This window comes from Paucibacter sp. B51, assembly GCF_027863535.1.
GTDB lineage: Bacteria > Pseudomonadota > Gammaproteobacteria > Burkholderiales > Burkholderiaceae_C > Paucibacter_A > Paucibacter_A aquatilis.
On record NZ_JAPIVN010000001.1, the window covers coordinates 2,737,826 to 2,763,434 of the forward strand.

At 67.8% G+C, this 25,609-nt stretch carries 21 protein-coding genes; 15 read left to right on the forward strand and 6 right to left on the reverse strand.

The window, feature by feature from the left end:
• Window positions 1–18 precede the first annotated feature (18 nt).
• The 3 genes from OOB33_RS11745 to OOB33_RS11755 all read right to left on the reverse strand — a co-directional run bounded on the left by OOB33_RS11745 (window position 19) and on the right by OOB33_RS11755 (window position 3,332).
• The gene (locus OOB33_RS11745) at window positions 19–1,461 is read right to left on the reverse strand and encodes a sensor histidine kinase (RefSeq protein WP_271008796.1); all 1,443 of its coding nucleotides are present in this window, start codon (window positions 1,459–1,461) and stop codon (window positions 19–21) included.
• Window positions 1,458–2,123 carry a response regulator gene (locus OOB33_RS11750; protein ID WP_271008797.1) on the reverse strand — a complete coding sequence of 222 codons (666 nt, stop codon included), beginning with the start codon at window positions 2,121–2,123 and terminating at the stop codon, window positions 1,458–1,460. The genes OOB33_RS11745 and OOB33_RS11750 overlap by 4 nt, the downstream gene beginning before the upstream one ends.
• A 75-nt stretch (window positions 2,124–2,198) precedes the next feature.
• Window positions 2,199–3,332 carry an AIR synthase related protein gene (locus OOB33_RS11755; RefSeq protein ID WP_271008798.1) on the reverse strand — a complete coding sequence of 378 codons (1,134 nt, stop codon included), beginning with the start codon at window positions 3,330–3,332 and terminating at the stop codon, window positions 2,199–2,201.
• 80 nt (window positions 3,333–3,412) lie between these two features.
• Here OOB33_RS11755 and dnaX point away from each other — a divergent pair, with 80 nt between their 5' ends.
• The 4 genes from dnaX (at window position 3,413) to OOB33_RS11775 (ending at window position 7,203) form a co-directional block, all read left to right on the forward strand.
• Window positions 3,413–5,716, forward strand: coding sequence for a DNA polymerase III subunit gamma/tau (dnaX, locus tag OOB33_RS11760; protein ID WP_271008799.1), 2,304 nt, complete (start codon window positions 3,413–3,415; stop codon window positions 5,714–5,716).
• Window positions 5,717–5,800: 84 nt separating this feature from the next.
• Window positions 5,801–6,127 carry a YbaB/EbfC family nucleoid-associated protein gene (locus OOB33_RS11765; RefSeq protein ID WP_271008800.1) on the forward strand — a complete coding sequence of 109 codons (327 nt, stop codon included), beginning with the start codon at window positions 5,801–5,803 and terminating at the stop codon, window positions 6,125–6,127.
• A gap of 10 nt (window positions 6,128–6,137) precedes the next feature.
• Window positions 6,138–6,740, forward strand: a complete 603-nt coding sequence (gene recR, locus OOB33_RS11770) for a recombination mediator RecR (RefSeq protein WP_271008801.1) — start codon at window positions 6,138–6,140, stop codon at window positions 6,738–6,740.
• A 64-nt stretch (window positions 6,741–6,804) separates the two neighbouring features.
• Window positions 6,805–7,203 (forward strand): MAPEG family protein, encoded by a 399-nt coding sequence (locus OOB33_RS11775; protein ID WP_271008802.1) that lies wholly within the window; start codon window positions 6,805–6,807, stop codon window positions 7,201–7,203.
• Between the two features lie 73 nt (window positions 7,204–7,276).
• Here OOB33_RS11775 and OOB33_RS11780 read toward each other — a convergent pair whose 3' ends face one another.
• Together OOB33_RS11780 and gloB are read right to left on the reverse strand one after the other, a co-directional pair.
• Window positions 7,277–8,959 carry a transglycosylase SLT domain-containing protein gene (locus OOB33_RS11780; RefSeq protein ID WP_271008803.1) on the reverse strand — a complete coding sequence of 561 codons (1,683 nt, stop codon included), beginning with the start codon at window positions 8,957–8,959 and terminating at the stop codon, window positions 7,277–7,279.
• A complete protein-coding gene (gene gloB, locus OOB33_RS11785) occupies window positions 8,956–9,786 on the reverse strand; it encodes a hydroxyacylglutathione hydrolase (RefSeq protein WP_271008804.1) in 831 nt (276 codons plus the stop codon). The genes OOB33_RS11780 and gloB overlap by 4 nt, the downstream gene beginning before the upstream one ends.
• Before the next feature lie 177 nt (window positions 9,787–9,963).
• On the opposite strand from gloB, the gene OOB33_RS11790 reads away from it, so the two are divergent.
• The 4 genes from OOB33_RS11790 (at window position 9,964) to OOB33_RS11805 (ending at window position 15,760) form a co-directional block, all read left to right on the forward strand.
• Window positions 9,964–10,761: a class I SAM-dependent methyltransferase gene (locus OOB33_RS11790; RefSeq protein WP_271008805.1), complete on the forward strand. Its 798-nt coding sequence runs from the start codon at window positions 9,964–9,966 to the stop codon at window positions 10,759–10,761.
• A 75-nt stretch (window positions 10,762–10,836) separates the two neighbouring features.
• Window positions 10,837–11,331 (forward strand): ribonuclease HI, encoded by a 495-nt coding sequence (rnhA, locus tag OOB33_RS11795; RefSeq protein ID WP_271008806.1) that lies wholly within the window; start codon window positions 10,837–10,839, stop codon window positions 11,329–11,331.
• A 144-nt stretch (window positions 11,332–11,475) separates the two neighbouring features.
• Window positions 11,476–12,687: an efflux RND transporter periplasmic adaptor subunit gene (locus OOB33_RS11800; protein ID WP_271008807.1), complete on the forward strand. Its 1,212-nt coding sequence runs from the start codon at window positions 11,476–11,478 to the stop codon at window positions 12,685–12,687.
• A gap of 13 nt (window positions 12,688–12,700) precedes the next feature.
• The gene (locus OOB33_RS11805; protein ID WP_271008808.1) at window positions 12,701–15,760 is read left to right on the forward strand and encodes an efflux RND transporter permease subunit; all 3,060 of its coding nucleotides are present in this window, start codon (window positions 12,701–12,703) and stop codon (window positions 15,758–15,760) included.
• Window positions 15,761–16,424: 664 nt separating this feature from the next.
• On the opposite strand, the gene OOB33_RS11810 is transcribed toward OOB33_RS11805, so the two are convergent.
• A complete protein-coding gene (locus OOB33_RS11810; RefSeq protein ID WP_442953001.1) occupies window positions 16,425–17,156 on the reverse strand; it encodes a TetR/AcrR family transcriptional regulator in 732 nt (243 codons plus the stop codon).
• A gap of 193 nt (window positions 17,157–17,349) precedes the next feature.
• Between OOB33_RS11810 and OOB33_RS11815 the strand changes: the two genes are divergently transcribed.
• The 7 genes from OOB33_RS11815 (at window position 17,350) to bioB (ending at window position 25,574) form a co-directional block, all read left to right on the forward strand.
• Complete coding sequence (locus OOB33_RS11815; RefSeq protein WP_271008809.1) at window positions 17,350–18,963, forward strand: carboxyl transferase domain-containing protein; 1,614 nt, start codon at window positions 17,350–17,352, stop codon at window positions 18,961–18,963.
• Between the two features lie 125 nt (window positions 18,964–19,088).
• Entirely contained in the window at window positions 19,089–20,255 is a 1,167-nt protein-coding gene (locus OOB33_RS11820) for a dienelactone hydrolase family protein (RefSeq protein ID WP_271008810.1), read from the forward strand.
• Window positions 20,252–21,052: an enoyl-CoA hydratase/isomerase family protein gene (locus tag OOB33_RS11825; protein WP_271008811.1), complete on the forward strand. Its 801-nt coding sequence runs from the start codon at window positions 20,252–20,254 to the stop codon at window positions 21,050–21,052. Before OOB33_RS11820 ends, OOB33_RS11825 begins: the two co-directional genes overlap by 4 nt.
• A gap of 19 nt (window positions 21,053–21,071) precedes the next feature.
• Window positions 21,072–22,529, forward strand: coding sequence for an aminotransferase class III-fold pyridoxal phosphate-dependent enzyme (locus OOB33_RS11830; RefSeq protein ID WP_271008812.1), 1,458 nt, complete (start codon window positions 21,072–21,074; stop codon window positions 22,527–22,529).
• Window positions 22,519–23,748 carry an 8-amino-7-oxononanoate synthase gene (bioF, locus tag OOB33_RS11835; RefSeq protein WP_271008813.1) on the forward strand — a complete coding sequence of 410 codons (1,230 nt, stop codon included), beginning with the start codon at window positions 22,519–22,521 and terminating at the stop codon, window positions 23,746–23,748. Before OOB33_RS11830 ends, bioF begins: the two co-directional genes overlap by 11 nt.
• Window positions 23,745–24,449: a dethiobiotin synthase gene (bioD, locus tag OOB33_RS11840; RefSeq protein ID WP_271008814.1), complete on the forward strand. Its 705-nt coding sequence runs from the start codon at window positions 23,745–23,747 to the stop codon at window positions 24,447–24,449. The genes bioF and bioD overlap by 4 nt, the downstream gene beginning before the upstream one ends.
• Before the next feature lie 24 nt (window positions 24,450–24,473).
• Entirely contained in the window at window positions 24,474–25,574 is a 1,101-nt protein-coding gene (bioB, locus tag OOB33_RS11845; protein WP_271008815.1) for a biotin synthase BioB, read from the forward strand.
• Window positions 25,575–25,609 lie beyond the last annotated feature (35 nt).

Sequence of the window (25,609 nt, forward strand, 5' to 3'; positions counted from 1 at the left end):
AAAGCTCTTGGGCCTTCCTCAGGCGCTCTCGGCCGGGGCCTGAGCCGCGCTGCTTGCGGGTGCATCAGGCAGTACCAGCTCGAAGCCGATGCCCCGCCCATGCAGGCCCGGGCCGACGCGCAGCTCCGCCCCCAGCTGAAGTGCCGCCTGTGCGGCGATGGCCAGGCCGAGGCCGCTGCCCGGCTCCTGCATGTGCTCCTGCGCTTGATCGCCGCGCCAGAAGCGCTCGAACATGCGCGCCTGCGCTTCGGGTGCGATGCCAGGGCCGTCATCACGCACGGCCAGCAGCAAGCGGCCTGCCGCCCGGGCCTGTAGTTCTAGCCGCAGCTCCCGTGCGCCATAGCGCAGGCCGTTGTCCACCAGGTTTTGCAGCAGGGATTGCAGGGCATGGCGAGAGCCTTGCCAGGGCCAGTGTTCCGGGGCTTCCAAGGCCAGGCTGACGGCGCGCTGCCGGGCGGCCGGATGGGCCTGCTGCAGCACCCAGGCGCAGAGCTCGACCAGGTCGAAGCGCTCGTGCGCTGCTGCGGAAGCTGCAGGGTCCAGCCGCGCCAGATCGAGCAACTGCTGGGACAGGTGGGCCGTGCGCTCCACGCCTTGCTGCAGGGCCTGGGCGGCGCGCTGACGGCCGGCTTCGTCGTGGCTGTGTAGCAGCACATGCGTCTGGGCGCCCAGAGCGGCCAAGGGGGTGCGCAGCTCGTGGGCGGCATCGTGAACAAAAGCGCGCTCCTGGGCGCGTTGCGCGCTCAGCTGGCTCAGCAAGCGGTCGAATGCCTGGGCCAGGGGTTGCAGCTCGGCATAGCGCAGGTCCAGCTGCAGCGGGGCCAGGTCTTGCCTCAGATCCAGGCCTGCGATGCGGGCGGTGAACTCGCGCAGCGGGCGTAGGCCGGTGCGCACGGCCAACCACAGCGTCAGCAGCAGCACCGGCAAGGCCAGGGCCAGGGAGGGCCCCAGCTCACCCAGCAGCCAGCCGAGCAGGATCCGATCGCCGGGCAGGGGGTCGGCGATGCGCAGCTGCCAGCGGGCATCCTGGGCGCCAAAGGTGGACTGCATGCGGCCATTCCAGGGCCGCAGGGCAGGGCCCGAAGGCCATGCTTCCGCTTGCAGCCAGGCGTCGAGTGGCGGGCCGCTGCGGTAGAGCAGCCGCCCCTCGGCCGTCCGCAACTCCACGCTCATGGCGCCGTTTTCCCAGGCCATCTCCTGGCGCAGCTGGTCGTACTCGGCAACAAAACCCTGCAGCACGGCCCGGGCGCTGTCCTCTTGCTCAAGTGATTCGATGCTGCGCGCCAGCAGGCGGCCCAATTGGTGGGCCTGCGATTGCTGCGCGAGGCTGTGCTTCACGCTCCAGTAGTTGAGCGCCAGCAGGGCCAGGGTGATGACCACAAAGGCCAGCAGCAGGGCGCCCACCGTGCGCCGCCCCAGGCTGCGGCTTCGCAGCTGCACCCACCGGGCCGGGGGCCTCACGACAGTGACTCCAGCCAGTAGCCGACGCCCCGCAAGGTGCCGATGCGCTGCGCGCCGATCTTGCGGCGCAGATTGCTCAGATGCACCTGCAGGGCCGTCATGTCCAGGGCCTCGCCCAGCGGTTCCATGTTCTGAGCCAGCTTGTGCTTGTTCACCACCTGACCGCCGGCTTCGGCCAGGGCCAGCAGCAGCTGGAATTCGCGCGGTGTCAAGTCCAGAGGGGCGCCGTTCAGACGAGCCATGGCCTGGCGTGGCAGCACGCTCAGTACGCCAAACGCCCACTCCTCGCCGCTGCTTTGCGCGGCCTGGCGCCGCCGCACCGAGCGCAGGCGCGCCAGCAATTCAGGAATGGCAAAGGGCTTGACCAGATAATCGTCGGCGCCGGCGTCCAGGCCGGCCAGGCGCTGATCGAGCTCGCCCTGGGCGGTGATCAGCAAAATGGCGGTGGCGTCGTTTTGGCCGCGCCAGCGCTTGAGCAGTTCAAGCCCGCTGCCGTCGGGCAGGCCCAGATCCAGCAGCACCGCGGCGCAGCCAGCATCGCCGAGCCGATGCGGTGCATCGCCGGCGCGGCGCAGCCATTGCACGCTGAAGCCCTCCAGCTTCAAGGCCTCCAGCAGCGCCGAGCCCAGGGAGAGATCGTCTTCGATCAGCAGGATGTGCATGGCCGGAAGAACCTCAAGGAAGCCAAAAGCAAAGGCGGCCGGGGCCGCCTTGTGTCGATGGCCTCTGCGCTGCGATCAGCGCAGTTGCAGATCGTCGTCGCTGAAGCGGATGTTCAGCGGCTCGATCAGCAGTTGCTTCTCGCCCGCCTCCAGGCTGCCGGCGACCCAGGCCTCGATGCCGCAGGCCTTGGCCACTTCCACCGTGCGGGCGGCATCGGCCGCGGGCACGAAGATGGCGAAGCCAGCGCCCATATTCAGCGTGGAGTAGGCCTCGCGGTCGTCTTGCTTGGCATGCTGTTGCATGAACTTCAGCACCGGCGTGACCGGCGGCACGGTGTGGATGCGGTAGGTGAACTGGCCTGGGTGACGCAGCAGCTTGCGCCAGCCATGACCGGTGATGTTGGCGCAGTAGTGCGGCTGGATGCCGGCCTTGTAGAGCGCCTCGGTCACCGGCGAATACAGCACGGTGGGGGCAAGCAGGGCCTCGCCATAGCTCAGGCCCGGTGCGATTTCGGTCAGATAGCCTTGCGGCAGGCGCTCGACCAACTTGCGAGCCAGGCTCAGGCCGTTGGCATGGATGCCACTGGAGGCCAGCAGCACGATGGCGTCGCCAGCGCCGAGCTTGTCACCCACCGAGAGGCGTTCCTTGGGGTTGATCAGGCCGGTGCAGGAGGCGGCCAGGTCGATGCGGCCGCTCTCGACGATGCCGGCCAGGGCCGGCGTCTCGCCGCCGCCCCAGGCGACCTGGCAGGTGTCGCAGGCGCGCTTCCAGCCTTCGACCAGGCTTTGCGCTCGGCCCTTGTCGCCGAACCAGTCCGAGCCACCCGCGGCCCAGTAGGCCTGCACCACCAGGGGCGTGGCGCCAACGGTGATCAGGTCGTTCACCGCCATGGCGATGGTGTCCTGGGCGATGCCGTCGTAGTAGTTCTTGCCCGTCAGCTGGCGCATCTCGTCGGCCACCAGGGTCTTGGTGCCCAGGCATTCGACGATGGACGCGATGTAGAAGGGGCCCACATCCACGACATAGGCCGACTCGCCTCGCGAGGCCAGCACCTCGGTGAAACCATGGGCGGCCAGGTGGGCGCCGGTGGCGGCCGCGGCGCGCTGCGCGCTGATCTTCAGCGGGTCGATCAGGTCGTAATTGACACCGGCTTGTTCGTAGCTGAGGGTGTCGGGCGAAGAGGGGGTGTGGGATGCGGGCGTGCTCATGGGCCGGGATTATCGCCTGTCCGGTCACCGGCCGGCCCTGGCGCCCGGCGGGGCGGCTGGTGGCCCGTAGAATGCCGCGCATGAGCTACCAGGTCCTCGCGCGCAAGTACCGCCCCCACAGTTTTGAAGAGCTGGTGGGCCAAGAGCATGTGGTGCAGGCCTTGGCCAATGCACTGACCCAGCAACGCCTGCATCACGCCTACCTCTTCACCGGCACCCGCGGCGTGGGCAAGACCACGGTCTCGCGCATCCTGGCCAAGAGCCTCAACTGCACCGGGCCTGACGGCACGGGCACCATCACCGCCACGCCTTGCGGCGTCTGCGAGGCCTGCCAGGCCATCGATGCCGGTCGTTTTGTCGACTACATCGAGCTCGATGCCGCCTCCAACCGCGGCGTCGAGGAAATCAGCCAGCTGCTGGATCAATCGGTCTACAAGCCGGTCATGGGCCGCTTCAAGGTCTACATGATCGACGAAGTCCACATGCTCTCGAACACCGCCTTCAACGCCATGTTGAAGACGCTGGAGGAGCCGCCGGATTACCTGAAATTCGTGCTCGCCACCACCGACCCGCAGAAGGTGCCGGTCACCGTGCTCTCGCGCTGCCTGCAGTTCAATCTGCGGCCCATGGCGCCTCAGACGGTGCTCAGCCATCTGACGCAGGTGTTGAAGCAGGAAAGCGTGCCGGCCGATGCGGGTGCGCTGCGCCTGCTCTCTCGCGCGGCGCGTGGGTCCATGCGTGATGCGCTTTCGCTGACCGATCAGGCCATCGCTTTTGGAGCCGGCTCGCTGGTGGAAGAAGGCGTGCGCCAGATGCTGGGCACGGTGGACCGCGGCCATGTGGTCGCCATCATCGACGCCTTGGCCGCCGCCGACGGTGCGGCCGTGGTGGCCCAGGCCGATGGCCTGCGCGCCCTCGGTCTGTCGGCCGCAGGCACCCTGGAAGATCTGGCCGGTCTGTTGCAGCAGATGGCCGTGGCCCAGGCGGCCCCCGGTGCTTTGGATGAGACCGATCCGGACACGGCCGAGGCCGAGCGCCTGGCGGCCCTGCTGCCGGCCGATGAGATCCAGCTGATGTACAGCATGGCCTTGCACGGCCGTGCCGAGCTGGCCCTGGCGCCCGATGAATACGCCGGCCTGCTGATGGTGCTGCTGCGCATGCTCAGCTTTCGTCCCGCCGGTGCGGCCGGCCACACGCTGAACAAGCCCGCTGCCCCTGTGGCAAGGCCGGCACGACCGGCGCCGACGGTGGCTGCACCCAGAGTCGCCTCAAATGTGACGCCTGTGGTTGCATCTGTCGCTGTGCCTGTTGCTGCGCCGGCTCACACGCCAACAGCGCCGGATCCGCTGCCTGTCGAGCCCGCGTCGCCTGTGGTTGCGCAAGCAGCGCTAGCGACCGAGGCGCAACCCGACGCTGAGCCCGAACCTGAGCCTGCAGTCGAATCCGAGCCTGCACCTGTTGCCGCGGCGGCAGCGCCGGTTCGTTCTGTGGCCGAGCCCAGTGCGCAAACGCAGGCTGAGCCCGAGATTGAAGGCCAGATGGAGCCCGAGGCTCCCGCCCTGCAGGCGTCCGAGCCTGAGGTCGGCTACGACGCTGAAGTGGCGACAGCTCCGTCTCCTGCACCTGTGACTGCACATTTGGCTGCACATTCGGCTGCAGCTGTACCCGCGCCCGTGCCCGCACCGACCGTGCAGCCCCGCGCCCCCAGCCCGGCCGCTGGCGATTACAGCGCCCGCCTGCGCCCCCGCCCGGTGGTTCATGCCGAGCCCGAGGTCGAGGATGAGGTCGTCGGTGACGGCCGGCCCACGGACGATGGCGAACCGCCGCCGTGGCTGGATGCGCCCATGTCGGACGATGATGGGGCCGGCGCGTCCGCCCCGCAAGGCGCCGATGGCGACGATTTTGGAGCCAGCGCCGCCCCGCGCGCCGGCCGCCCGGCACCGAATCGCCAGGGCTATGCCTCGACCGCCGGCGAGGATGTGCCGCTGCAGCCCACCGAGCTGGGCGCGCAATGGGCCGAGCTGGTGGCGCCGCTGGGCTTGCTGGCGCTGACGCGCGAGCTGGCCGTGCGATCGGAATGCGTGGGTCTGGAGAACGGCCCGGCTGGCTTGATGGTGCGCCTGCGCGTGGAGCGCGAATCGCTGCGCCAGCCGGCGCTGCGCGACAAGCTGCAGGCGGCGCTCGAAGCTGGCCTGCAGATGCCGGTGCAGATCGAGCTGGAGGCCGGCGTGCCCCAGGACTCGCCGGCCCTGCGTGATCTGGCCCGCATCCAGGCGCGCCAACGTGAGGTGGAGCAGATCGTGATCAACGATCCTTTTGCGCAAACCTTGATGGCCCAGTTCAAGACGGCGCGCATCGTGCCCGGTTCGATCCGCTCGCATTGAGCGTTTAGATCGCAGCCGAGCGATGACGCACCCAAGGCAAGACAACTTTCCAACGAACACCCCTGACACTGAGGAGTATTGAAAATGATGAAGGGTCAACTCGCGGGCTTGATGAAGCAAGCCCAGGCCATGCAGGACAACCTGAAGAAGGCTCAGGACGAGCTGGCCAATGTCGAGGTGGAAGGCCAGTCCGGCGCCGGCCTGGTCAAGGTCATCATGACCTGCAAGAACGCGGTCAAGCGCGTCACCATCGACCCCAGCCTGTTGGCTGACGACAAGGACATGCTGGAAGACCTGGTGGCCGCGGCTTTCAATGACGCGGTGCGCCGCGCCGAAGAAGTCAGCGCCCAGAAGATGAGCAAGCTGACCGCCGGCATGCCCCTGCCGCCGGGCATGAAGTTCCCGTTCTGAGCTCGACGCTTTGACAGCGTCCTCTCCCGCAGCGGGCGCTCTGGAGGCGCTGATCGAGGCGCTCAAGCGCCTGCCCGGCGTGGGCCAGAAATCGGCCCAGCGCATGGCCTACCACCTGCTGCAGCACGACCGCGATGGCGCGCGCCTGATGGCCGAGGCCTTGCGGGCCGCGGCCGAAGGCATCGGCCATTGCGAGCGCTGCCACACCTTCAGCGAGTCCGCGCTCTGCCCGGTTTGCGCCGACCCCGAGCGTGATGCGCGCCTGCTCTGCGTGGTGGAAACACCGGCCGACCAGGCGGCGCTGGAGCGCACCAACTCCTACCGCGGTTACTACTTCGTGCTGCTCGGCCGGGTCAGTCCGCTGGACGGCGTGGGCGTGCAGCAGATCGGCGCGGCCGAGTTGCTGGCGCGTGCGAGCGAGGGTGGGGTGGAAGAGGTGATTCTGGCCAGCAGCTTCACTGCCGAGGGAGAGGCCACGGCCCATGTGCTGGCCGAGGCGCTGCGCTCGCGTGGCATCCGTGCCACCCGTTTGGCGCGCGGCGTGCCCGTGGGCAGCGAGCTGGAGTATGTCGATCTCGGCACCATCGCCCACGCCTTGGTGGACCGTCGCTGACGGCCTTCATCGCCTTCGCCCCAGTTCTCCCCCGTTCCGTTTCCCCTCGACAAGGTCGCCCCTCATGACACTCGCCAACACCTGCATCATCGTCGCCAGCCTGCTGCCCATCGTCTGCGCCGGCATCGCCAAGTCGCGCGGCTTCGGCAAGCGGCGCCGGGATGGCGGCTACGACAACCACCAGCCGCGCGCCTGGCTGTCGGGTCTGAGCGGCTGGCAGGCGCGCGCCAATGCGGCCCAGGCCAACAGCTTCGAGGCCTTGCCGCTGTTCATCGCCGGCGTGCTGGCCGCCCAGCAGGTGCAGGCCCCGCAGGCCACGGTGGATGCCCTGGCGCTGGGCTTCATCGGCGCCCGCATTGCCTACATCGCCGCTTATCTGGCGGACCAGGCCACGCTGCGCTCGTTGATCTGGTTTGCGGGTCTGGCCTGCAGCATTGCGCTATTTTTCGTGGGCGGCCGATGAGCAGGTGCAGCGAGCCCTGCAACTTGAAATGAAAACGGGGCCTGCGAGGCCCCGTTGTTTTTGTGCGCTGCTGTCAGCGCTTGATCGCAGCACGCACCGCCGTCTCCGGCGCTGCGGCCACCGTCACGCCGCGCGATTTGCTTTGGGATTTGGCAGCGTTGCCATTGCTCTTGCCGCTGGATTTGGCCGATGCCATGCGCGTGCCGCCCTTGCTGCTGACACCGGCCTTGCCCGATTTGGCCGCCAGCTGCGTGCCGCTGCGCGCGGCCGGCTTGTTGGGCACGTAAACGGCCAGGGCCTGGCCAGGCTTGAACTTGGCGCCGCTGGCCACCTTGTTCCACTGCGCCACCTGGGCGGGGCTGACGCCATAACGCGCCGCCACCGTGGTGACGCTGTCGTTGCGGCCAGCCTTGATCTTGAGTTTGCGCAGCGGGGGCACATCGGGCGCCAGGCTGATCGAGGCGTTGTCGGCCAGATGGCTGGAGACGTCTTCGCTGCGCTTGGCGCTGCGTGGCACCAGCAGGGTCGAGCCCTGCTTGACCAGCATGCGCGGTGGGATCTTGTTGACCTCGCGCAGCTGGTTTTCGTCCATGCCCACCTGCTTGGCTGCCACCGAGGGGTGCATGGTCTTGGGCACCACCCAGGCGGTCCAGCTGGCCAGCGGGCCGCGGTGGGCGCTGAGGTTCAGGGCAAAGGCCTTGGCGTTGTCGTAGGGCAGCAGCAGCTGGTTGCTGCCGGCGGCCAGCATCACCGGCTTGTTCATCTGAGGATTGAACTGCTTGAACTTTTCCAGCGTGATGCCGGCCAGACGGGCGGCGGTTTCCAGATCGATGTCGCGGTCGATGCGCACGGTCAGGAAGTAGGGGTGGTTCTCCACCGGCGGCAGGGACAGGCCGTACTTCTCCGGGTTCTGTACGATGTTCTTCACCGCCTGCAGCTTGGGGATGTAGTAGCGCGTCTCCTCCGGCATGCGCAGGCTCTCGTAGTCGGTCGGCAGGCCGGCCTTCTGGTTGCGCGCGATGGCTTTCTGCACATTGCCCTGGCCCCAGTTGTAGGCCGCCAAGGCCAGGCGCCAGTCTCCGAACATCTTGTGCAGGCGGCCCAGGTAGTCGAGTGCAGCGCGGGTGGAGGCCAGCACATCGCGGCGGTCGTCGCGGAAGATGTTCTGCTTGAGCGAGAAGTCACGGCCGGTGGCCGGCACGAACTGCCACATGCCCGAGGCCTTGGCGGTGGACATGGCCTGCGGGTTGAAGGCGCTTTCCGTGAAGGGCAGCAGGGCCAGCTCGGCCGGCATGCCGCGCTTTTCGACCTCTTCGATGATGTGGAAGAGGTAGCGGCTGCCACGCTCGGTCATGCGCTGCACATAGTCGGGGCGGGCGCTGTACCAGGCCTCGGCGCGGCGCACACCCTCGTTCTCCAGGTCTTCTAGTTGGAAGCCGGCGCGCAGGCGATCCCACAGGTCGTTGCGCGCGGTCGGGGCGTCCAGATCGATCTTCATGCCCGGGCGCAGGCTGTCTTCCAGCTCGGGGGCACCCAGGGCTTCGTCCTGGCTGGTGGCCGGGCTTGGCACGGCTGTGGCCTCGGGGGTGTTCGACAGGGCCAGGCTGCCGAAGTTGCGCGGCAGGGCATTGCGTTCGCTGGGGGCTGCGGTTTCGGCCACGGGGGTCGGGCCGCTGGCGCAGGCGGCCAGCAGGGCGGCCAGAGCCAGGGTGGACAGGGCTTGCAGGCCGCGGCGCGGGGTAGGGCTTGGGGTCATCGGTAGTCGTTCTTCCATTGCCGCAGGGCGGCGAAGACAGCGAGGGATTCGGGGGGCAGGTCTTGCGGCGCCTCACCCGGCCGGGGGCGCTGGGTGGGCGAGAAGCTGGTGTGGCGGCGCGCTGCAGCCTGAACGCTGGGTTCGGTGCAGCGTAAAAAGGGGTTGATCTGCAGCTCCAGTCCAACGCGGGAGGGCAGGGTCGGTTGACCTTGGGCGCGCTGCGCCTCGCACCAGGCTTGGTATTCGGCCAGGGCGCGGTTGTCGGGTTCGATCTCGCGGGCGAAGCGCAAATTGGACAGGGTGTACTCGTGCGTGCAGCAGACGCGAGTCTCGGCGGGCAGGGCGGCGAAACGCGCCAGCGAGGCTTGCATTTGCGCCGGCGTGCCCTCGAACAGGCGGCCACAGCCGCCCGAGAACAAGGTGTCGCCGCAGAACAGCAGGGGCGCCTGGCCGCCGCCCGGTTGGCGCAGCACAAAGGCAATGTGGCCGGCGGTGTGGCCGGGCACCTCCAGCACCTCGAAGTCCAGGCCGAGCAGGGATACGTGCTGGCCCTCGCTCAGCGGCGTGAAGGACGCGGGAATGCGCTCGCGTGCCGGGCCCCAGACCTGTCCCTGATCGTCCTTCAGCCAGGGGCGCAAGGCGTCGATGCCGCCGACATGGTCGCCATGGTGGTGCGTCACTAGAATGCCCCGCAGGTGCAGGTCGCGCTCGCGCAAGGCGGCGATCACCGGCTCGGCCTCGCCGGGGTCGACGACGAGGGCGTCGCGCCCGACGCTGAGCATCCAGATGTAGTTGTCCGTGAAAGCGGGAAGGGCTGTCAGTTCCATGCGCAGGTTTTCATTCGGCCGTACTTCATTCCGCCGCAATTCATTCCGGAACCACCCTTCCATGACGGCCGGCCCCTCGGGCCGGGTGAGGCGCGTGGGGACTCAAGACCTGACCCCCTGCGGTCTGCTGCAAGCCCGTGACCGTGACAGCCTTGGCCTTCAGGAATCGACAGCCGCATGACGCGCGAAGCTTCGATTATAGAGTTGGCCACCTGGCTGCAGACGCCGCCGGGCCAGTACCTGCTGCGCTGGGAACAGCAGCAGCTCGATGCCGCCGTGGCCGATATTTTTGGCTTCCATGCCCTGCAGCTCGGCTTGCCCGAGCTGCCGACCTTGCGTGCCAACCGCATGCCGCACCGCTGGCTGGCGCTGGACCCCGCAGCCCGCTCCGGGCCGCAGGGTCTGCCCTTGCTGCTGACCGAGTTCGATGCCCTTCCTTTTGAGAGCAACAGCCTGGACCTGGTAGTGCTGCCGCACAGCCTGGAGCTGGCACCCGACCCGCACCAGACCTTGCGCGAGGTCGAGCGGGTGCTGCGGCCGGAGGGTCGGCTGATCATCCTGGGCCTGAATCCGGCCAGCCTTTGGGGCCTGAGGCAGAATCTCGGCCGCTTGCTGCCCGGCGAGCAAAAGCTCTACCTGCCTTTGGCGGGCGAGTTTCTGGGCTACTGGCGCTTGCGCGACTGGCTGCGCTTGCTGACGTTTGAGGTCGAGGCGGCGCGCTTCGGTTGCTACAGCCCGCCGCTGCGCAGCGAGGTCTGGCTGGAGCGCTGGCGCGGTATCGAGCCCATCGGCGCGCGCTGGTGGCCGGTGCTCGGCGCGGTGTATTTCATCCAGGCGGTCAAGCGGGTGCATGGCATGCGCTTGATCGGTTTGCAGCGCTCGCGCAAGTTCGGCCGTGCTGCGGCTCCGGCCGTGGTGACGCAAAGCGGCAATGCCCGGCCCTGGCAGGGCGAGGGGCGGCCGCCCGAGCGCTGAGTGCCGGCGCGCCAAGCCGTCCGTTCCGTCCGTTTGTTTCCTTTTCCATCTCTCACCAGCGATCCGCACCCCTCCATGAATGCAGCAGTTCCCCCGTCCACCCCCGAAGCCAAGCCGCCGGTCAACATCGCCAAGCCGGTGGTGGTCATCTACACCGACGGGGCTTGCAAGGGCAACCCGGGCACCGGCGGCTGGGGCGCCTGGCTGAGTGCCGGCGGGCACGAGAAAGAGCTGTTCGGCGGCGAGCGCAACACCACCAACAACCGCATGGAGCTGACGGCCGTGATCGAGGCCCTGGCCTCGCTCAAGCGCAGCTGCCAGATCACCATCTACACCGACAGCGAGTACGTGCGCAAAGGCATGACCGAGTGGATCAGCGGCTGGCAGCGCCGTGGCTGGAAGACGGCCGACAACAAGCCGGTCAAAAATGCCGAGCTCTGGCAGCGCCTGGATGCGCTGCGCAAGCTACACCAGGTGGAGTGGCGCTGGGTCAAGGGCCATTCCGGCGACCCGGGCAATGAGCGCGCCGACGCCCTGGCCAACCGCGGCGTGGCCTCGGTCGGCCGCTGAATCGACCGGCTGATCCCAAGCCTGGAGGCGCGCGCCGTGCGATTGGCGCCCGCCGACCGTCACTGACACCCCTCAGTCCGTGCTTCATGCCCTGAAGCCTGCACGCGACCGGAGCCGCCGCTAGAGTGCAGGCTCGGAGAACCCATGAGCTCGAAAAAACTGCACCGTGTCGTGGCCATTGCGGCCTTGTTGGGATTGAGTGGCGCCGCCTGGTGGTGGCAGCACCGCGTGCCGGTGGGCGAGGCCATGGCCGCGCAAACTGAGGGCAAGGGTGCCGCCGCCAAACCCGGTGACAAGAAAGACGCCAAGGATGGCAAGCCGGCCGGCCCCATCCCCGTGGAAGCCGGCCGCGTGCAGCGTGCCGACCTGGCGGACGAAGCCCAGGCCGTGGGCAGCTTGCGTGCGGCCCAGGCCGTGATGCTCAAGCCCGAGGTCAGCGGCCGCATCGTCAAGCTGGGCTTCGGCGACGGCCAGATGGTGCGCCAGGGCCAGCTGCTGGTGCAGCTCGATGATGCCTTGCAAGTCGCGCAGCTGCAGCAGGCCGAGGCGCAAGCCGGCATTGCTCGCACCCAGCTGCAGCGCAACCGCGAGCTGCTGGCGCAGAACTTCGTCAGTGCCAATGCCGTGGATCAGGCTCAAGCCGCCCTGCAGGTGGCCGAGGCGCAGGTGGCGCTGAACAAGGCGCAGCTGGCGCGCATGCAGGTGCGCGCGCCCTTCAGCGGCCGCGCCGGCATCCGTGCCGTCAACCTGGGCGATTACATCAAGGACGGCAGCGATCTGGTCAGCCTCGAGGACGCCTCCTCGATGTGGGTCGATTTCCGCCTGCCGGAGCGCTATGTGCCACGCCTCAAGGCCGGCCAGCAGGTCGAGGTCTCGCTGGACGCCTGGCCGGGCCGCAATTTCAATGCCCGTATCGAGGCCCTGGACACGGCGCTGGATGCCGCCGGCCGCTCGCTGCTGGTCCGCGCGCGAATCCAGGGTACGGCGCCGGAGCTCAAGTCCGGCCTGTTCGCCCGTGTGCGCGTGGTGCTGGCCACCCATGCCGGCGCTCTGCTGGTGCCCGAAGAAGCCTTGGTGCCGCTGGCCGGCAAGCAGTTCGTGATCAAGCTGGTCGAAGAAGAGGGCCAGCTCAAAGCCCGCCGCATCGAGGCCAAGCTGGGCCTGCGCCTGAACGGCCAGGTCGAGCTGCTGGAAGGGCTGAAGGAGGGCGATCGCGTCGTCACCGCCGGTCAGGCCAAGCTGCTGCGCGGCGATGGCCAGGCGGTCAAGGTGGTGGATGTGGACAGCAAGAAGGCGGGCAAGCCTGCCGCATCGGCATCGGCACCGACCGCAGCGTCCTCCGCCGCCAGCCGCTGAAAGCCCACCGGCCATGAAGATTTCTGAAACCTCCATCCGTCGCCCGGTTTTTGCGACGGTGATGTCCTTGCTGCTCTTGCTGGTGGGCCTGGTGTCCTTCGGCAAGCTCTCGCTGCGCGAGTACCCGCGCATCGACGAGCCGGTGGTCACCGTCAGCACCCGCCTGGTGGGCGCCTCCTCCGAGGTGATCGAAAGCCAGGTCACCAAGCCGCTGGAAGACTCCATCTCCGGCATCGAGGGCGTGGACATCGTCACCTCGATCTCGCGCTCGGAATCGAGCCAGATCACGGTGCGCTTCAAGCTCGAGAAGAACCCCGACAACGCCGCTGCCGATGTGCGCGACCGCGTCGCCCGCGTGCGCGGCCGCTTGCCCACGGCCGTGGACGAGCCGGTGGTGGCCAAGGTTGAGGCCGATGCTCAGCCCACGCTGCGCATTGCCTTCACCAGCGAGACCCTGGACCCGCTGCAGGTCACCGATGTGGTCAATCGCATCGTCAAGCCGCGCCTGCAAACCATCCCCGGCGTGGCCGATGTGGAGATCGGTGGCGACCGCCGCTACGCCGTGCGCGTCTGGCTGGATGCCGCGCGCCTGGCGGCCTACAAGCTGACCGTGCAGGATGTGGAAGACGCGCTGCGCCGCCAGAACCTGGAGGTGCCGGCCGGCCGCATCGAGAGCCAGCAGCGCGAGTTCAACGTCACCGCCCGCACCGACCTCAACACCGTGGCCCAGTTTGCCGAGGTCACGCTGCGCCAGGTGGCGGGCTACACGGTCAAGCTGCGCGATGTCGCCCGCATCGAAGAGGCCGCCGCCAGCGAGCGTTCGCGCGTGCGCCTGAATGGGCTGCCTTCGGTGTCTCTGGGCGTGATCAAGCAGGCCACGGCCAATCCGTTGGACGTGTCGGCCGCCGTCACGGCCATGATGCCGCGCCTGCAGCAGGATTTGCCCGCCGGCATCACCGTGCGCCCGGCCAGCGACAACGCGCTGTTCATCGAGCGCTCGATCGAATCGGTCTATCACACCATCGCCGAGGCGGTGGTGCTGGTGGCCCTGGTGGTGTTCGTGTTCCTGCGCACCCTGCGTGCGTCCATCATTCCGCTGGTGACGATCCCGGTCAGCCTGATTGGCGCCTTTGCCATCATGGCCGCCGCTGGCTTCACCGTGAACACCTTGACCCTGCTGGCCCTGGTGCTGGCCATCGGCCTGGTGGTGGACGATGCCATCGTCGTGCTGGAGAACATCTTCCGCCACATCGAAGAAGGGCTGGAGCCCTTCCAGGCCGCGCTCAAAGGCGCCAAGGAAATTGGCTTCGCCGTGGTGGCCATGACGCTGACCCTGGTGGCGGTGTTCGCGCCGCTGGCCTTCACGCCGGGCCGCACCGGTCGCATCTTTGTCGAGTTCGCGCTGACCTTGGCCGGCGCGGTGCTGGTTTCGGGCTTTGTGGCGCTGACGCTGACGCCCATGATGTGCTCCAAGCTGCTGCGCCATAACGACAAGCCCACACGTTTCGATGCCGGCATGGAGCGGGTGCTGGTCTGGATCAGCGAGCGCTATGCCGCCGCACTGCGCATGGCGCTGCGCCAGCGTTGGGTGGTGGTGCTCGTGATGCTGGCCTCGGCCGGCGGCACGGGCTGGCTGTACCTCAATGCCAAGTCCGAGTTGGCGCCGCAGGAAGACCGCGGCGTGATCGTGCTGCCCATCAGTGCGCCCGACGGGTCCACCATGGCCTTCACCTCGCGCTACCTCGATGCCATCGAGGACATCGCCGCCACTTACCCCGAGTTCGATCGCCGTTTCGTGTTCTCCGGCGGCGGCAATGTGGCCGGCGGCCTGGCGATTTTCCGCACCGTGGATTGGGACCAGCGCAGCCGCTCCACGGCCGAACTGGCGCGTGCCATGGTGCCGCAGATGAATCTGTTGCCCGGCGTCAGCGCTTTCCCCATCACCCCGCCGAGCCTGGGCCAGGGCTTCACCTCGCGGCCGATCAACTTCGTCATCGTCACCGGCGACAGCTACACTAATCTGGCCAAGGTCACCGCTGATTTCAGCGCCGCCCTGGCCAAGAATCCGGGCTTGGTGCAGATCGACAACGACCTGCGTCTGAACAAGCCCGAGCTCTTCCTGGAGGTGGACCGCGAGCGTGCTGCCGACCTGGGCGTGCCGGTGGACCAGATCGCCCGCACGGTCGAGACCATGCTGGGCAGCCGTGCGGTGACCCGCTACAAGCGCGATGCCGAGCAGTACGACGTGCTGGTGCAGACCGAAAGCCAGAACCGCACCACACCGCAGCAGATCGAGCAGCTCTATGTGCGCGGCAAGGGCGATGCGCTGGTGCCTCTGTCCAGCTTGGTCAAGGTCAACGAGGCCGTCAGCCCGCGCGAGCTCAATCACTTCAATCAACGCCGCTCGGTGGCCATCAGCGCCGGCTTGGCGCCGGGCTACTCGTTGGGCGAGGCGCTGGACTTCATGGACAAGACGGCGCAGCAGATTCTGCCCGCCGGCTATGCGACCGAACTGAACGGCGTGTCGCGCGAGTACAAATCCAGCAGCGGTGCGTTGAGCCTGGTCTTCGTGCTGGCGCTGCTCTTCATCTTCCTGGTGCTGGCAGCGCAGTTCGAGAGCTTCATCGATCCTTTTGTGATCCTGCTGTCCGTGCCCCTGTCCATGGTCGGCGCGCTGGCGGCCCTGCAATGGGCGGGCGGCACGCTCAATGTCTACTCGCAGATCGGCTTGATCACGCTGGTGGGCCTGATCACCAAGCATGGCATCCTGATCGTCGAGTTCAGCAACCAGCTGCGCCAACAGGGCAAGGCCACGCTGGAGGCGGTGGTCGAGGCCTCGGCCCTGCGCCTGCGCCCCATCCTGATGACCACCGGCGCCATGGTGCTGGGCGCCTTGCCCCTGGCTCTGGCCACCGGCGCCGGCGCCGAAAGCCGCCAGCAGATCGGCTGGGTCATCGTCGGCGGCATGAGCCTGGGCACGCTGCTGACCATTTTTGTGGTGCCCACCATGTACACCTTGTTTGCCCGCAAGAGCATCCCGGGGGAGATCACGACGCCGGCGTTGGCGGGTTGAGCGGGACTGGCGCCTCACTGGCGATGGCGGTGGGGTGCGCGGCTGCTATCGGCACTTTGCGGACCTCCGCTGTCTTGATCTTTCTCGCTTCGGTGTCTCGTCCCGCCGCCGGGCTCATGGTTCGCGGGTCGGCTCGGGCGAGCCGACTCCCCTCGCTGCTCACTGCGCGGCTCAGCGGCGCCAATCTCCCTCCGTTCGCTGTGCTCACTGTGGTCAAACAGTGGCGCCGAGTCAGAGCTTGAAGCGCGTGAGTACACGCGCCTGAGCCGCTCCGCTGCGCCCTCGGCCGCGCACAAATCGCCCGTCGGCGGGCCGAGCCACCTCCGGAGGTGGCGTGTTCCACCGTGGAAGAGGCACATCGACCGCGATGCAAGCGCCCTGCAGCCCGTGCCGCTGCCGGGCGATTTGTGCAGGGCCGAGCAGCACAGCGCATCGGGGCGCGCGCGTACCCGCGCGCTTCAAGTTCTGACTTGGCGCTTCTGTGTGAACGAAGCGAACGCAGGGAGCGGAGTGAGTTATGCGCCAGCCCCGAGGTGCGAGCAGCGCAGGGAAGTCGGCCCGTCAGGGCCGACCCCGGAACCATGAGCCTGGCAGCGGAACGGGCTGCAGGGCCTCACGAGCAAAACCAAAGGCGGCTCTGTGCCGAAAGCAGCCGACGCGCAGATCAGCCCAGGGCCAGCGCTGCTTCCAATTGTTGACGCAGGGCGCGCAGGCGTTGCAGTTCCTGCTCTGGCGCTTGCAGGGCGGGCCAGAGCAGGGCGACCAGGTCGCGGGCGCTGCGGTCGGTGTCGATCTGGCGGCCGGTCAGGATGACTTCCCAGAGCATGTGCTCCATGGGGCCGAAGACCAGGGAACGCAGTAGCCGCAGCGGGATGTCGGCGCGCAACTCGCCGCTGGCCTGGCCGCGGGCCAGCAGGTCCATCAGCGGCGCGGTGTAGCGGCGCTGTAGTTCGACAAACCCATCGCCGAGCTTGTCGTCGCCGCTGCGCCGGCCTTCCGAGAGCACCAGGGCACACAAGCCCGTGCCTTGGATCAGAAACAGGCGCAAATGGGTGTGGACCATGAACTCCAGCTGCTCGCGTACCGAGGCTTCGCGCGGCAGGCCGGCCTCGATCTCGCCAATGATCTCGTCGTACCAATCGGCGATCACCCGCATGCACAACTCCCGCTTGCCGCGAAAGTAGGTGAACACGGTGGCCTCGGACACGCCCAGGCGCTCGGCGATCTCGGTGGTGGTGGCGCGCTCGAAACCGCGCTCGGCGAACACTTCGCGGCCCACGCGCAGGATGTCGCGCACGCGCTGCTCGGCCTTGGCGCCGGCGGGGGCGCGGCGAACCGGGGCCTTGGCGGCAGCGGTCCTGACGGCCGGAGAGGGGGAGGGCTTGGGTGGGCTCACAGCGCGATTCTGCGCAATAATTGAGTGAAACTCAAGTCGGGCTTGCCAGTCTTCGTGCTCTGGCCTATTCTTCGCGCCTCAGTGTGCCTGGCTGATTGCAGGCATGCTTGGACACAGAATTTGAGTTGAACTCATCCGCGACCGGATCGAGCGATTGCTTCCTTGATTCAGGCCGCTGTTTTTCGGAGACCCCATGGCCCAGCTGACCACCAAGCTCAATGCCCGTTCGGCAGATTTCAAGTCCAACGCCGAGGCCATGCAGGGCCTGCTTGAGGACTTGAATGCGCGCCTGGCGCAGATCGCGCAGGGCGGTGGCGACGCGGCGCGCGCCAAGCATGCGGCCCGGGGCAAGCTACTGCCGCGCGACCGCGTCGAGATGCTGCTGGATCCGGGCACGCCTTTCCTTGAGCTGGCGCCGCTGGCCGCGCTCAATATGTACGACAACGCCGCGCCGGGCGCCGGCATGATCGCCGGCATCGGCCGAGTCTCGGGTGTCGACTGCATGATCGTCTGCAACGACGCGACGGTGAAGGGCGGCACCTACTACCCCATGACGGTCAAGAAGCATCTGCGCGCGCAGGAGATCGCGGCACAGAACCGCCTGCCTTGCGTCTACCTGGTGGATTCGGGCGGCGCCAATCTGCCCAACCAGGATGAGGTCTTCCCGGATCGCGAGCACTTCGGCCGCATCTTCTTCAACCAGGCCAATCTCAGCGCCGAAGGCATTCCGCAGATCGCTGTGGTGATGGGCTCTTGCACGGCCGGTGGCGCCTACGTGCCGGCCATGAGCGACGAGACCATCATCGTCAAGAACCAGGGCACCATTTTCCTGGGCGGCCCGCCGCTGGTGAAGGCGGCCACCGGCGAGGTGGTGACGGCCGAAGACCTGGGTGGCGGCGATGTGCACACCCGGCTCTCGGGCGTGGCCGACCATCTGGCCCACAACGACACCCATGCCCTGGCCCTGGCCCGGCAGTCGGTGGCGGCGCTGAACTGGCGGAAGGTTGGCGCACAGCAACAGCGCTTGCTGGCGCCGCGCGCGCCGCTGTTCGATGCGGCCGAGCTGCACGGCGTGATTCCCACCGACACCCGCAAGCCCTTCGATGTGCGCGAGGTCATCGCCCGCATCGTCGATGGCTCCGAGTTCGACGAATTCAAGGCCCGCTACGGCGCCACCCTGGTCTGCGGCTTTGCGCACATCGAGGGCATGCCGGTCGGCATCGTCGCCAACAACGGCATCCTGTTTGCCGAGAGCGCCAACAAGGGCGCGCATTTCATCGAGCTCTGCTGTCAGCGCAAGATCCCGCTGGTGTTCCTGCAGAACATCACCGGCTTCATGGTCGGCCGCAAGTACGAAAACGAGGGCATTGCCCGCGCCGGCGCCAAGATGGTGACCGCCGTGGCCTGTGCCCAGGTGCCCAAGTTCACCATCATCATTGGCGGCAGCTTTGGCGCCGGCAACTACGGCATGTGCGGCCGCGCCTACTCGCCGCGCTTCCTGTGGATGTGGCCGAATGCGCGCATCTCGGTGATGGGCGGCGAGCAGGCGGCTTCGGTGCTGGCCACGGTCAAGCGTGACGGCATCGAAGGCAAGGGCGGCAGCTGGAGCGCCGAGGAAGAAGAAGCCTTCAAGGCGCCCATCCGCCAGCAGTACGAGGACCAAGGCCACCCCTACTACGCCAGCGCCCGCCTCTGGGACGACGGCGTGATCGACCCGGCCGACACCCGCCGGGTGCTGGCTCTGGGCCTGTCGGCGGCCATGAATGCGCCGATTGGCGAGACGAAGTTCGGCGTCTTCCGCATGTGATGGGCCGCAAGGCTAGGCAAGACCTGACCCTCTTCAACCTCATGGCCCAGTTTGAACGCCTGCGGTGCCGCGCTTTTCTGCCGGGAGCTCTGAAGTGCCTTCTGGCAGCCTCGCTGCTGGTGGGCGTGAGCCTTGCGCATTCGCAAGCCAGCGACACCGCGGTCGCAGCTCCCGCTGCGGACGCCGAGCGCCTGCATCTCGATGTGCGCGAGCAGATCCTGCGCGTGCCGGTCGAGGTGCAGGATGCCTTTGGCAAGTCCAGCAAAGGTGAGCTGCTGGTCACCACCTTCAGGCCGGCCGGCCCTGGGCCTTTCCCCCTGGTGCTGATCAGCCATGGCCGCTCGACCGACAAGCGTGCCGAGTACAAGCGCCCGCGTTTCGAGACGGCCGCCCGTTACTTTGTGCGCAAAGGCTTTGCCGTGGCCGTGCCCCTGCGATTGGGCTATGGCGAGCTGGCCGAGGCGGGTGACCCGGAGAGCAGCATCTCCTGCCGCGAGCCGCGCTTTGCGCCGGCCCTGGCGGCGGCGGCCTCACAGATCTTGGCGGTGGCAGCGCACATGCAGCAGCAGCCGGACATCGATGCCAAGCGCGTGGTGCTGCTCGGCCAGTCGGTCGGCGGCATCTCGACCATGGCCGCCACGGCGGCCGGTCTGCCGGGGCAGGTGGCAGCCATCAATTTCGCCGGCGGCCATGGCGGCGACCCGGACAAACATCCCGGCGAGCCTTGCGGCGGCACCCAGCTGCGCCAGATCTACCAGGCCTATGGCGAGCTGATCGCACAGAACTCGCTCCAGCTGAAGTCGCTCTGGGTCTACACCGAGAACGACCGCTACTTCGCGCCGCGCTACAGCCGCAGCTGGGCCAAGGCCTTTGCCGAGGCTGGCGCCTCGCTGGACTACCGGCTTCTGCCCGCCTTCGGCGAAGACGGCCATACGCTGTTCAGCGCCGGCAGTGACAGCTGGCAGCCCCTGGTCGAGGAGTTTCTGGCCCAGCAGGGCTTCAGCACCCCCGGTGTGATCGCCGTGCCGCTGGCCAATGCCGAGCTGGATGTGCAGAACGAATCGGCCTTGCCCTTGAGCGGCAGCGCTGCCAAAGACAGCTACCGAAAATTTCTCGCCGTCAAGAAGCCGCGCGCCTTTGCCTTCAATGCGCAGGGCCGCACCGGCTATGCCTTTGGCGATGCGGCCGCGTCGCGGGCCCTGGCGTTTTGTCAGCGCTACAGCAGCCAAACCTGTCAGTTGTACGCGGTGGACGACGCCGTGGTGTGGAACAGAAAGAAGCAGCAGCCATGAGTGAACAGCAGAGCAGCCTCAAGATCGAACGCAGCGGCCCCTCGGGCCAGATCGCCCGCGTCACCCTGAACCGCCCCGAGGTGCGCAATGCCTTCAACGAGGGCGTGATCGCCGAGCTCACGGCCGCGTTTGCGGAACTGGGCCGGGACCCAGCTCTGCGCGCCATCGTGCTGGCCGCCGAGGGCAAGGCCTTTTGCGCCGGCGCCGATCTCAACTGGATGAAAGCCATGGCCGGCTACAGCTGGGACGAAAACCATGCCGACGCCTCCCGCCTGGCCGAGATGCTGTGGACGATTTACAGCTGCCCGGTGCCGGTGATCGCCCGAGTGCAGGGCGATGTCTATGCCGGCGGCGTGGGCCTGGTGTCGGTCTGCGATGTGGTGGTGGCCGTGGACACGGCGGGTTTCTGCCTGTCCGAGGCCAAGCTCGGCCTGCTGCCGGCCACCATCGGCCCCTATGTGGTGCGCGCCCTGGGCGAGCAGGCCTCGCGCCGCTACTTCATCACCGCCGAGCGCTTCAGCGCTGCTGAGGCCCATCGCCTGGGCCTGGTCCACGAGCTGGCCACGGCCGAGACCCTGGACGACAAGGTCGAAGCCCTGCTGTCCGCCCTCTGCGCCAACGGCCCGGCGGCGGTGCGCGCCTGCAAGCGCCTCGTGCAGGACGTCGCACACGCGACAATCACGGCTTCGCTGCGTGATGACACCGCGCGCCGCATCGCTGACATCCGTGCCAGCGAGGAGGGGCGTGAAGGTGTGCAGAGCTTTCTGAACAAGAGCCGGCCGAGCTGGCTGGCTTGAGTTCAGGTCGATTCCCTTGATGACTTCCAGCAGTACTCCGTTGACTCCCCAGCAGGACTGGCAGCGCCGCAGCGTGGCCGCCGTCTGGCACCCCTGCACGCAGATGGCGCGCGCCGAAGTGGTGCCTCCCCTGCCCATCGCCCGTGGTGCCGGCCCCTGGCTCTACGACTACGAGGGCCGGCGCTATTTCGATGCCAACAGCTCCTGGTGGGTCAATCTCTTCGGCCATACCGATGCGGGCCTGAACGCCGCCATCAAGGCGCAGCTCGACACCTTGCCCCATGTGATGCTGGCTGGTTGTACCCACGCGCCGGCCGTGCGCCTGGCCGAGCGCCTGAGTGCGCGCACTGCTGGCGCCCTGGGCCATGTGTTTTTCGGCAGCGACGGCGCCAGCGCGGTGGAAATCGCGCTCAAGCAGAGCTTCCACAGCTGGCGCAACCGCGGCCGGGCCGAGAAGCGCGAGTTCGTCTGCCTGAAGAACGGCTACCACGGTGAGACCATCGGCGCCCTGGCCGTGACCGATGTGAAGGTGTTCCGCGACGCCTACGACCCGCTCCTGATGCGTGCGCATATTGTGGAGTCGCCCGATTCTCGGTTGGGCAATGAGGCCACCGCCCTGGCCGCCATGCGCGCGCTGCTGAGCGAGCGCGGCGAGCACATCGCCGCCGTCATCATCGAGCCCCTGGTGCAAGGCGCTGCCGGCATGGTGATGTACGACGCCAGCTATTTGCGTGACCTGCGTGCCCTGTGCACCGAGTTCGAGGTGCACCTGATCGTCGATGAGATCGCCATGGGTTGCGGCCGCACGGGCACTTTTTTCGCCTGGGAACATGCTTTTGTCGAGGCGGAGCAAGCCAGCGCCGGGCCGCCCCAAGCTGGCGGCGCCCCCTCGGGGGGCAGCTCGTGTACCCACGAGCGTGGGGGCGTGTCCATGTGGCCTGACTTTGTGACCCTGTCCAAAGGCATCACCGGCGGCACCATGCCCCTGTCCCTGGTGCTCACGACCGAGGCGGTCTACCAGGCCTTCTGGAGCGAAGACGTCAGCCGAGGCTTCCTGCATTCGCATTCCTACACCGGCAATGCCCTGGCCTGTGCCGCCGCCAATGCGGTGCTGGACCGCTTCGATGCCGGCCAGCTGCAGGCCAATGCCGAGCAGGCCCAGCTTTTGAAGCAGGCCTTCGCGCCGCTGGCCTCGCACCCGCGCGCGGCCCATCTGCGCCAGCAGGGCATGGTGCTGGCCTTCGATGTGATCGAGCCGGGCCTGCGCTTTGCCGAGCGTTTCCATCTGGCCGCACGCGCCCATGAGCTGCTGATCCGCCCGATCGGCGGCACCGTGTACCTGATGCCGCCCTATCTGATTGATGCCGAAGCGGCCGCCTTCCTGGCCCGCGCCGTGCGCCTGACGCTGGACGAGGTGTTGTCCGAGTCGACCGAGGGCAGTGCCCAGACCCTGAGCAAAGAAGTCCATGTTGCTTGATCACCTGAGCGCCAAGCTGCGCACCATCGAAGCCCAGAGCCTGACGCGTTTTCTGCGCCAGGCCGAGAGCGGCACTGCGCCGCGCCAGCAGGTGCGCGGCGCCGACGGCCGCACGCGCGAGCTGCTGATGTTCTGCTCCAACGACTACCTGGGCCTGGCCGCCGAGCCCGCGCTGCGCGAGGCCTTGATCGAAGGCGCCCAGATTTACGGCGGCGGCTCCGGCGCCTCGCCTCTGATCAGCGGCCACAGCCGCGCCCATGAGCAGGTGGCTGAAACCTTGAGCCGCTGGCTGGCGCCCCACATCCCCGAAGCACGTGCTCTGGGTTTTTGCACCGGCTATATGGCCAATCTGGCCGTCGTCACCGCGCTCGGCGATGAAGAGGCCGAGATCTTCTCCGAGGCCTGGAACCATGCCTCGCTGATCGACGGTACCCGCCTGGCACGCGCGCAAGTGAAACGTTATGCCCATGGCGACGTGGCGGCGCTGCGCGAGCTGCTGACTGCCAGCACGGCCAAGGTCAAGCTCATCGTCAGCGATGCGGTCTTCAGCATGGACGGTGATCTGGCGCCGCTGCCGGCCTTGCTGGCCCTGGCTGAAGAGTTCGATGCCTGGCTGATCGTCGACGATGCCCATGGTTTTGGCGTGCTGGGCGAGCACGGCCGCGGTTCGCTGGAGCACTTTGGCCTGCGCAGCGAGCGCCTGATCCTGGTCGGCACCCTGGGCAAGGCGGCCGGTCTGGCCGGCGCCTTCGTCGTGGCCCATGCCACGGTGACCCAGTACCTGCTGCAGGCGGCCCGCAACTACATCTTCTCCACCGCCTCGCCACCGGCCGTCGAGCATGCGCTGCTGAGCAGCTTTGCGCTGATCGAGGGCGAGCTGGGAAAGGCCCGGCGTGCCAACCTGCGGCATCTGCAGGCGCGGCTGCGCGTGGGTGTGGAGGCCTTGCTGGCCCGCCACCCGGCGCTGGGCTGGCGCCTGGCGCCTTCGGACACTCCGGTTCAGCCCTTGATCGTCGGCGGCAATGCCGAGGTCATGGCCCTGGCCGCTCGCCTGGAGCGCGAAGGCATCCGCGTGCCGGGCATTCGCCCGCCCACCGTGCCCAAGGGCGAGGCGCGGCTGCGCATCACCTTGTGTGCGACGCACAGCGAGGCGGATGTCGATCAGTTGCTGTCGGCTTTGAACGCAGCTGCTGCGGACATGGACAAGGTGGCTGCATGAGAGGTTTCTTCATCACCGGCACCGACACCGAAATCGGCAAGACCAGCATCACCGCCGGCCTGACCCATCTTTTGTCCGAAGCCGGCCTGCGCGTGGCGCCGGTCAAATCGCTGGCTGCCGGCCAGGAGTTGATCGAAGGTCAGTGGGTCAACGAGGATGTGCAGCGCCTGCACGCGTCCCAGCGTCTGGGCATGCGCCCCGATCAGGTCGGGCCTTTGCAGTTCCGCGCTGCCTGTGCGCCGCACATCGCCGCCGCCCTGGAAGGGCAGCGCATCGAGCTTGCGCCGCTGCTGGCCGCCGTCCGTGCCAGCGTCGCCCTGGGCGATCTGGCCCTGGTGGAAGGGGTGGGCGGTTTCCGCGTGCCCCTGAGCGAAGGCTTTGACACCGCCGATCTGGCGCAGGACCTGGGCCTGCCCGTGGTCCTGGTCGTGGGCCTGCGCCTGGGCTGCATCAACCATGCCTTGCTGACGGCGGAGGCCGTGCGCGCGCGCGGCCTGTCCCTGGTCGGCTGGGTGGCCAACACCGTGGACGCCGCCATGCCCCATGTGGCGGACAATCTGGCCGCGCTCGATGCGGCCCTGGCCGCGCCCTGCTGGGGCCATGTGCCCCGCCTGTCTGACCCTTCCGCTGCGGCCGTGGCCGCCCATCTGAATCTCGCGCGTGTGCAAGAGGCCCTCGTGGCTGCCGCACCCGCTTCTTGACACCTGCTGTTCCTGGAAATCGCCATGAGCCACTCTTCCCACACCCAAACCACCAACCAGATCCAATCGCTGACGCCGACCACCGACGCCGATCGCCAGAACGCCAAGCCCTGGACCGTCAACGAGGTGGTGGCCTTGTTCGATCTGCCCTTCAACGACCTGCTGTTCAAAGCCCAGCAGGTGCACCGCGAGAACTTCGATGCCAACGCGGTGCAGCTGTCCACGCTCTTGTCCATCAAGACCGGCGGTTGCGAAGAGGATTGCGCCTACTGTCCGCAGTCGGCCCATTTCGACACCGGCCTCAAGGCCGAAAAGCTGATCCCCCTGCAAGAGGTGCTGGAAGCCGCCCGCGCCGCCAAGGCCAATGGCGCCACACGTTTCTGCATGGGCGCCGCCTGGCGCTCGCCCAAGGAGCGCCATCTGGAAGCCATCGGCGAGATGGTCAAGGAGGTCAAGGCCATGGGCCTGGAGACCTGCCTGACCGCCGGCATGCTGGGTGAAGGCCAAGCCGAACAGCTGGCCGAAGCCGGCCTGGACTACTACAACCACAACCTCGACACCTCGCCCGAGTTCTACGGCCAGATCATCACCACCCGCACCTACCAGGACCGCCTGGACACGCTGGACCGCGTGCGCAATGTCGGCCTCAAGGTCTGCTCCGGCGGCATCGTCGGCATGGGTGAAACCCGCCGCCAGCGCGCCGGCCTGATCGTGCAGCTGGCCAATCTGAGCCCCTATCCGGAATCGGTGCCCATCAACAACCTGGTGCAGGTCGAAGGCACGCCGCTGGCCGACAAGGGCACCGAAGCGCTCGACCCCTTTGAGTTCATCCGCACCATCGCCGTGGCCCGCATCACCATGCCGCGCGCCATGGTCCGCCTTTCGGCCGGTCGCGAAGAAATGCCCGAGAGCATGCAGGCCCTGTGCTTCCTGGCCGGCGCCAACAGCATGTTCTACGGCGACAAGCTGCTGACCACCAGCAACCCGCAGGCCGAGAAAGACCGCGCCTTGCTGAACCGCCTGGGCATGCGTTGCGCCAGCGAGGCCAATCTGGTGCCGCAAGAATCGAGTGCCGCTGCGGAAGGTGAGGGCGGCTGCGGCAAGCTCAGCTGCCACTCGCACTGAGTTCGCGCCCTGGCCCAGGGCGCTGCGTCCACGCT

Coding starts and splice junctions, on each gene's coding strand:
- OOB33_RS11750 (WP_271008797.1), bottom strand. CDS start 2,123: ATGCACATCCTGCTGATCGAAGACGATCTCTCCCTGGGCTCGGCGCTG.
- OOB33_RS11755 (WP_271008798.1), bottom strand. CDS start 3,332: ATGAGCACGCCCGCATCCCACACCCCCTCTTCGCCCGACACCCTCAGC.
- dnaX (WP_271008799.1), top strand. CDS start 3,413: ATGAGCTACCAGGTCCTCGCGCGCAAGTACCGCCCCCACAGTTTTGAA.
- OOB33_RS11765 (WP_271008800.1), top strand. CDS start 5,801: ATGATGAAGGGTCAACTCGCGGGCTTGATGAAGCAAGCCCAGGCCATG.
- OOB33_RS11775 (WP_271008802.1), top strand. CDS start 6,805: ATGACACTCGCCAACACCTGCATCATCGTCGCCAGCCTGCTGCCCATC.
- OOB33_RS11780 (WP_271008803.1), bottom strand. CDS start 8,959: ATGACCCCAAGCCCTACCCCGCGCCGCGGCCTGCAAGCCCTGTCCACC.
- gloB (WP_271008804.1), bottom strand. CDS start 9,786: ATGGAACTGACAGCCCTTCCCGCTTTCACGGACAACTACATCTGGATG.
- OOB33_RS11790 (WP_271008805.1), top strand. CDS start 9,964: ATGACGCGCGAAGCTTCGATTATAGAGTTGGCCACCTGGCTGCAGACG.
- rnhA (WP_271008806.1), top strand. CDS start 10,837: ATGAATGCAGCAGTTCCCCCGTCCACCCCCGAAGCCAAGCCGCCGGTC.
- OOB33_RS11800 (WP_271008807.1), top strand. CDS start 11,476: ATGAGCTCGAAAAAACTGCACCGTGTCGTGGCCATTGCGGCCTTGTTG.
- OOB33_RS11805 (WP_271008808.1), top strand. CDS start 12,701: ATGAAGATTTCTGAAACCTCCATCCGTCGCCCGGTTTTTGCGACGGTG.
- OOB33_RS11815 (WP_271008809.1), top strand. CDS start 17,350: ATGGCCCAGCTGACCACCAAGCTCAATGCCCGTTCGGCAGATTTCAAG.
- OOB33_RS11825 (WP_271008811.1), top strand. CDS start 20,252: ATGAGTGAACAGCAGAGCAGCCTCAAGATCGAACGCAGCGGCCCCTCG.
- OOB33_RS11830 (WP_271008812.1), top strand. CDS start 21,072: ATGACTTCCAGCAGTACTCCGTTGACTCCCCAGCAGGACTGGCAGCGC.
- bioF (WP_271008813.1), top strand. CDS start 22,519: ATGTTGCTTGATCACCTGAGCGCCAAGCTGCGCACCATCGAAGCCCAG.
- bioD (WP_271008814.1), top strand. CDS start 23,745: ATGAGAGGTTTCTTCATCACCGGCACCGACACCGAAATCGGCAAGACC.
- bioB (WP_271008815.1), top strand. CDS start 24,474: ATGAGCCACTCTTCCCACACCCAAACCACCAACCAGATCCAATCGCTG.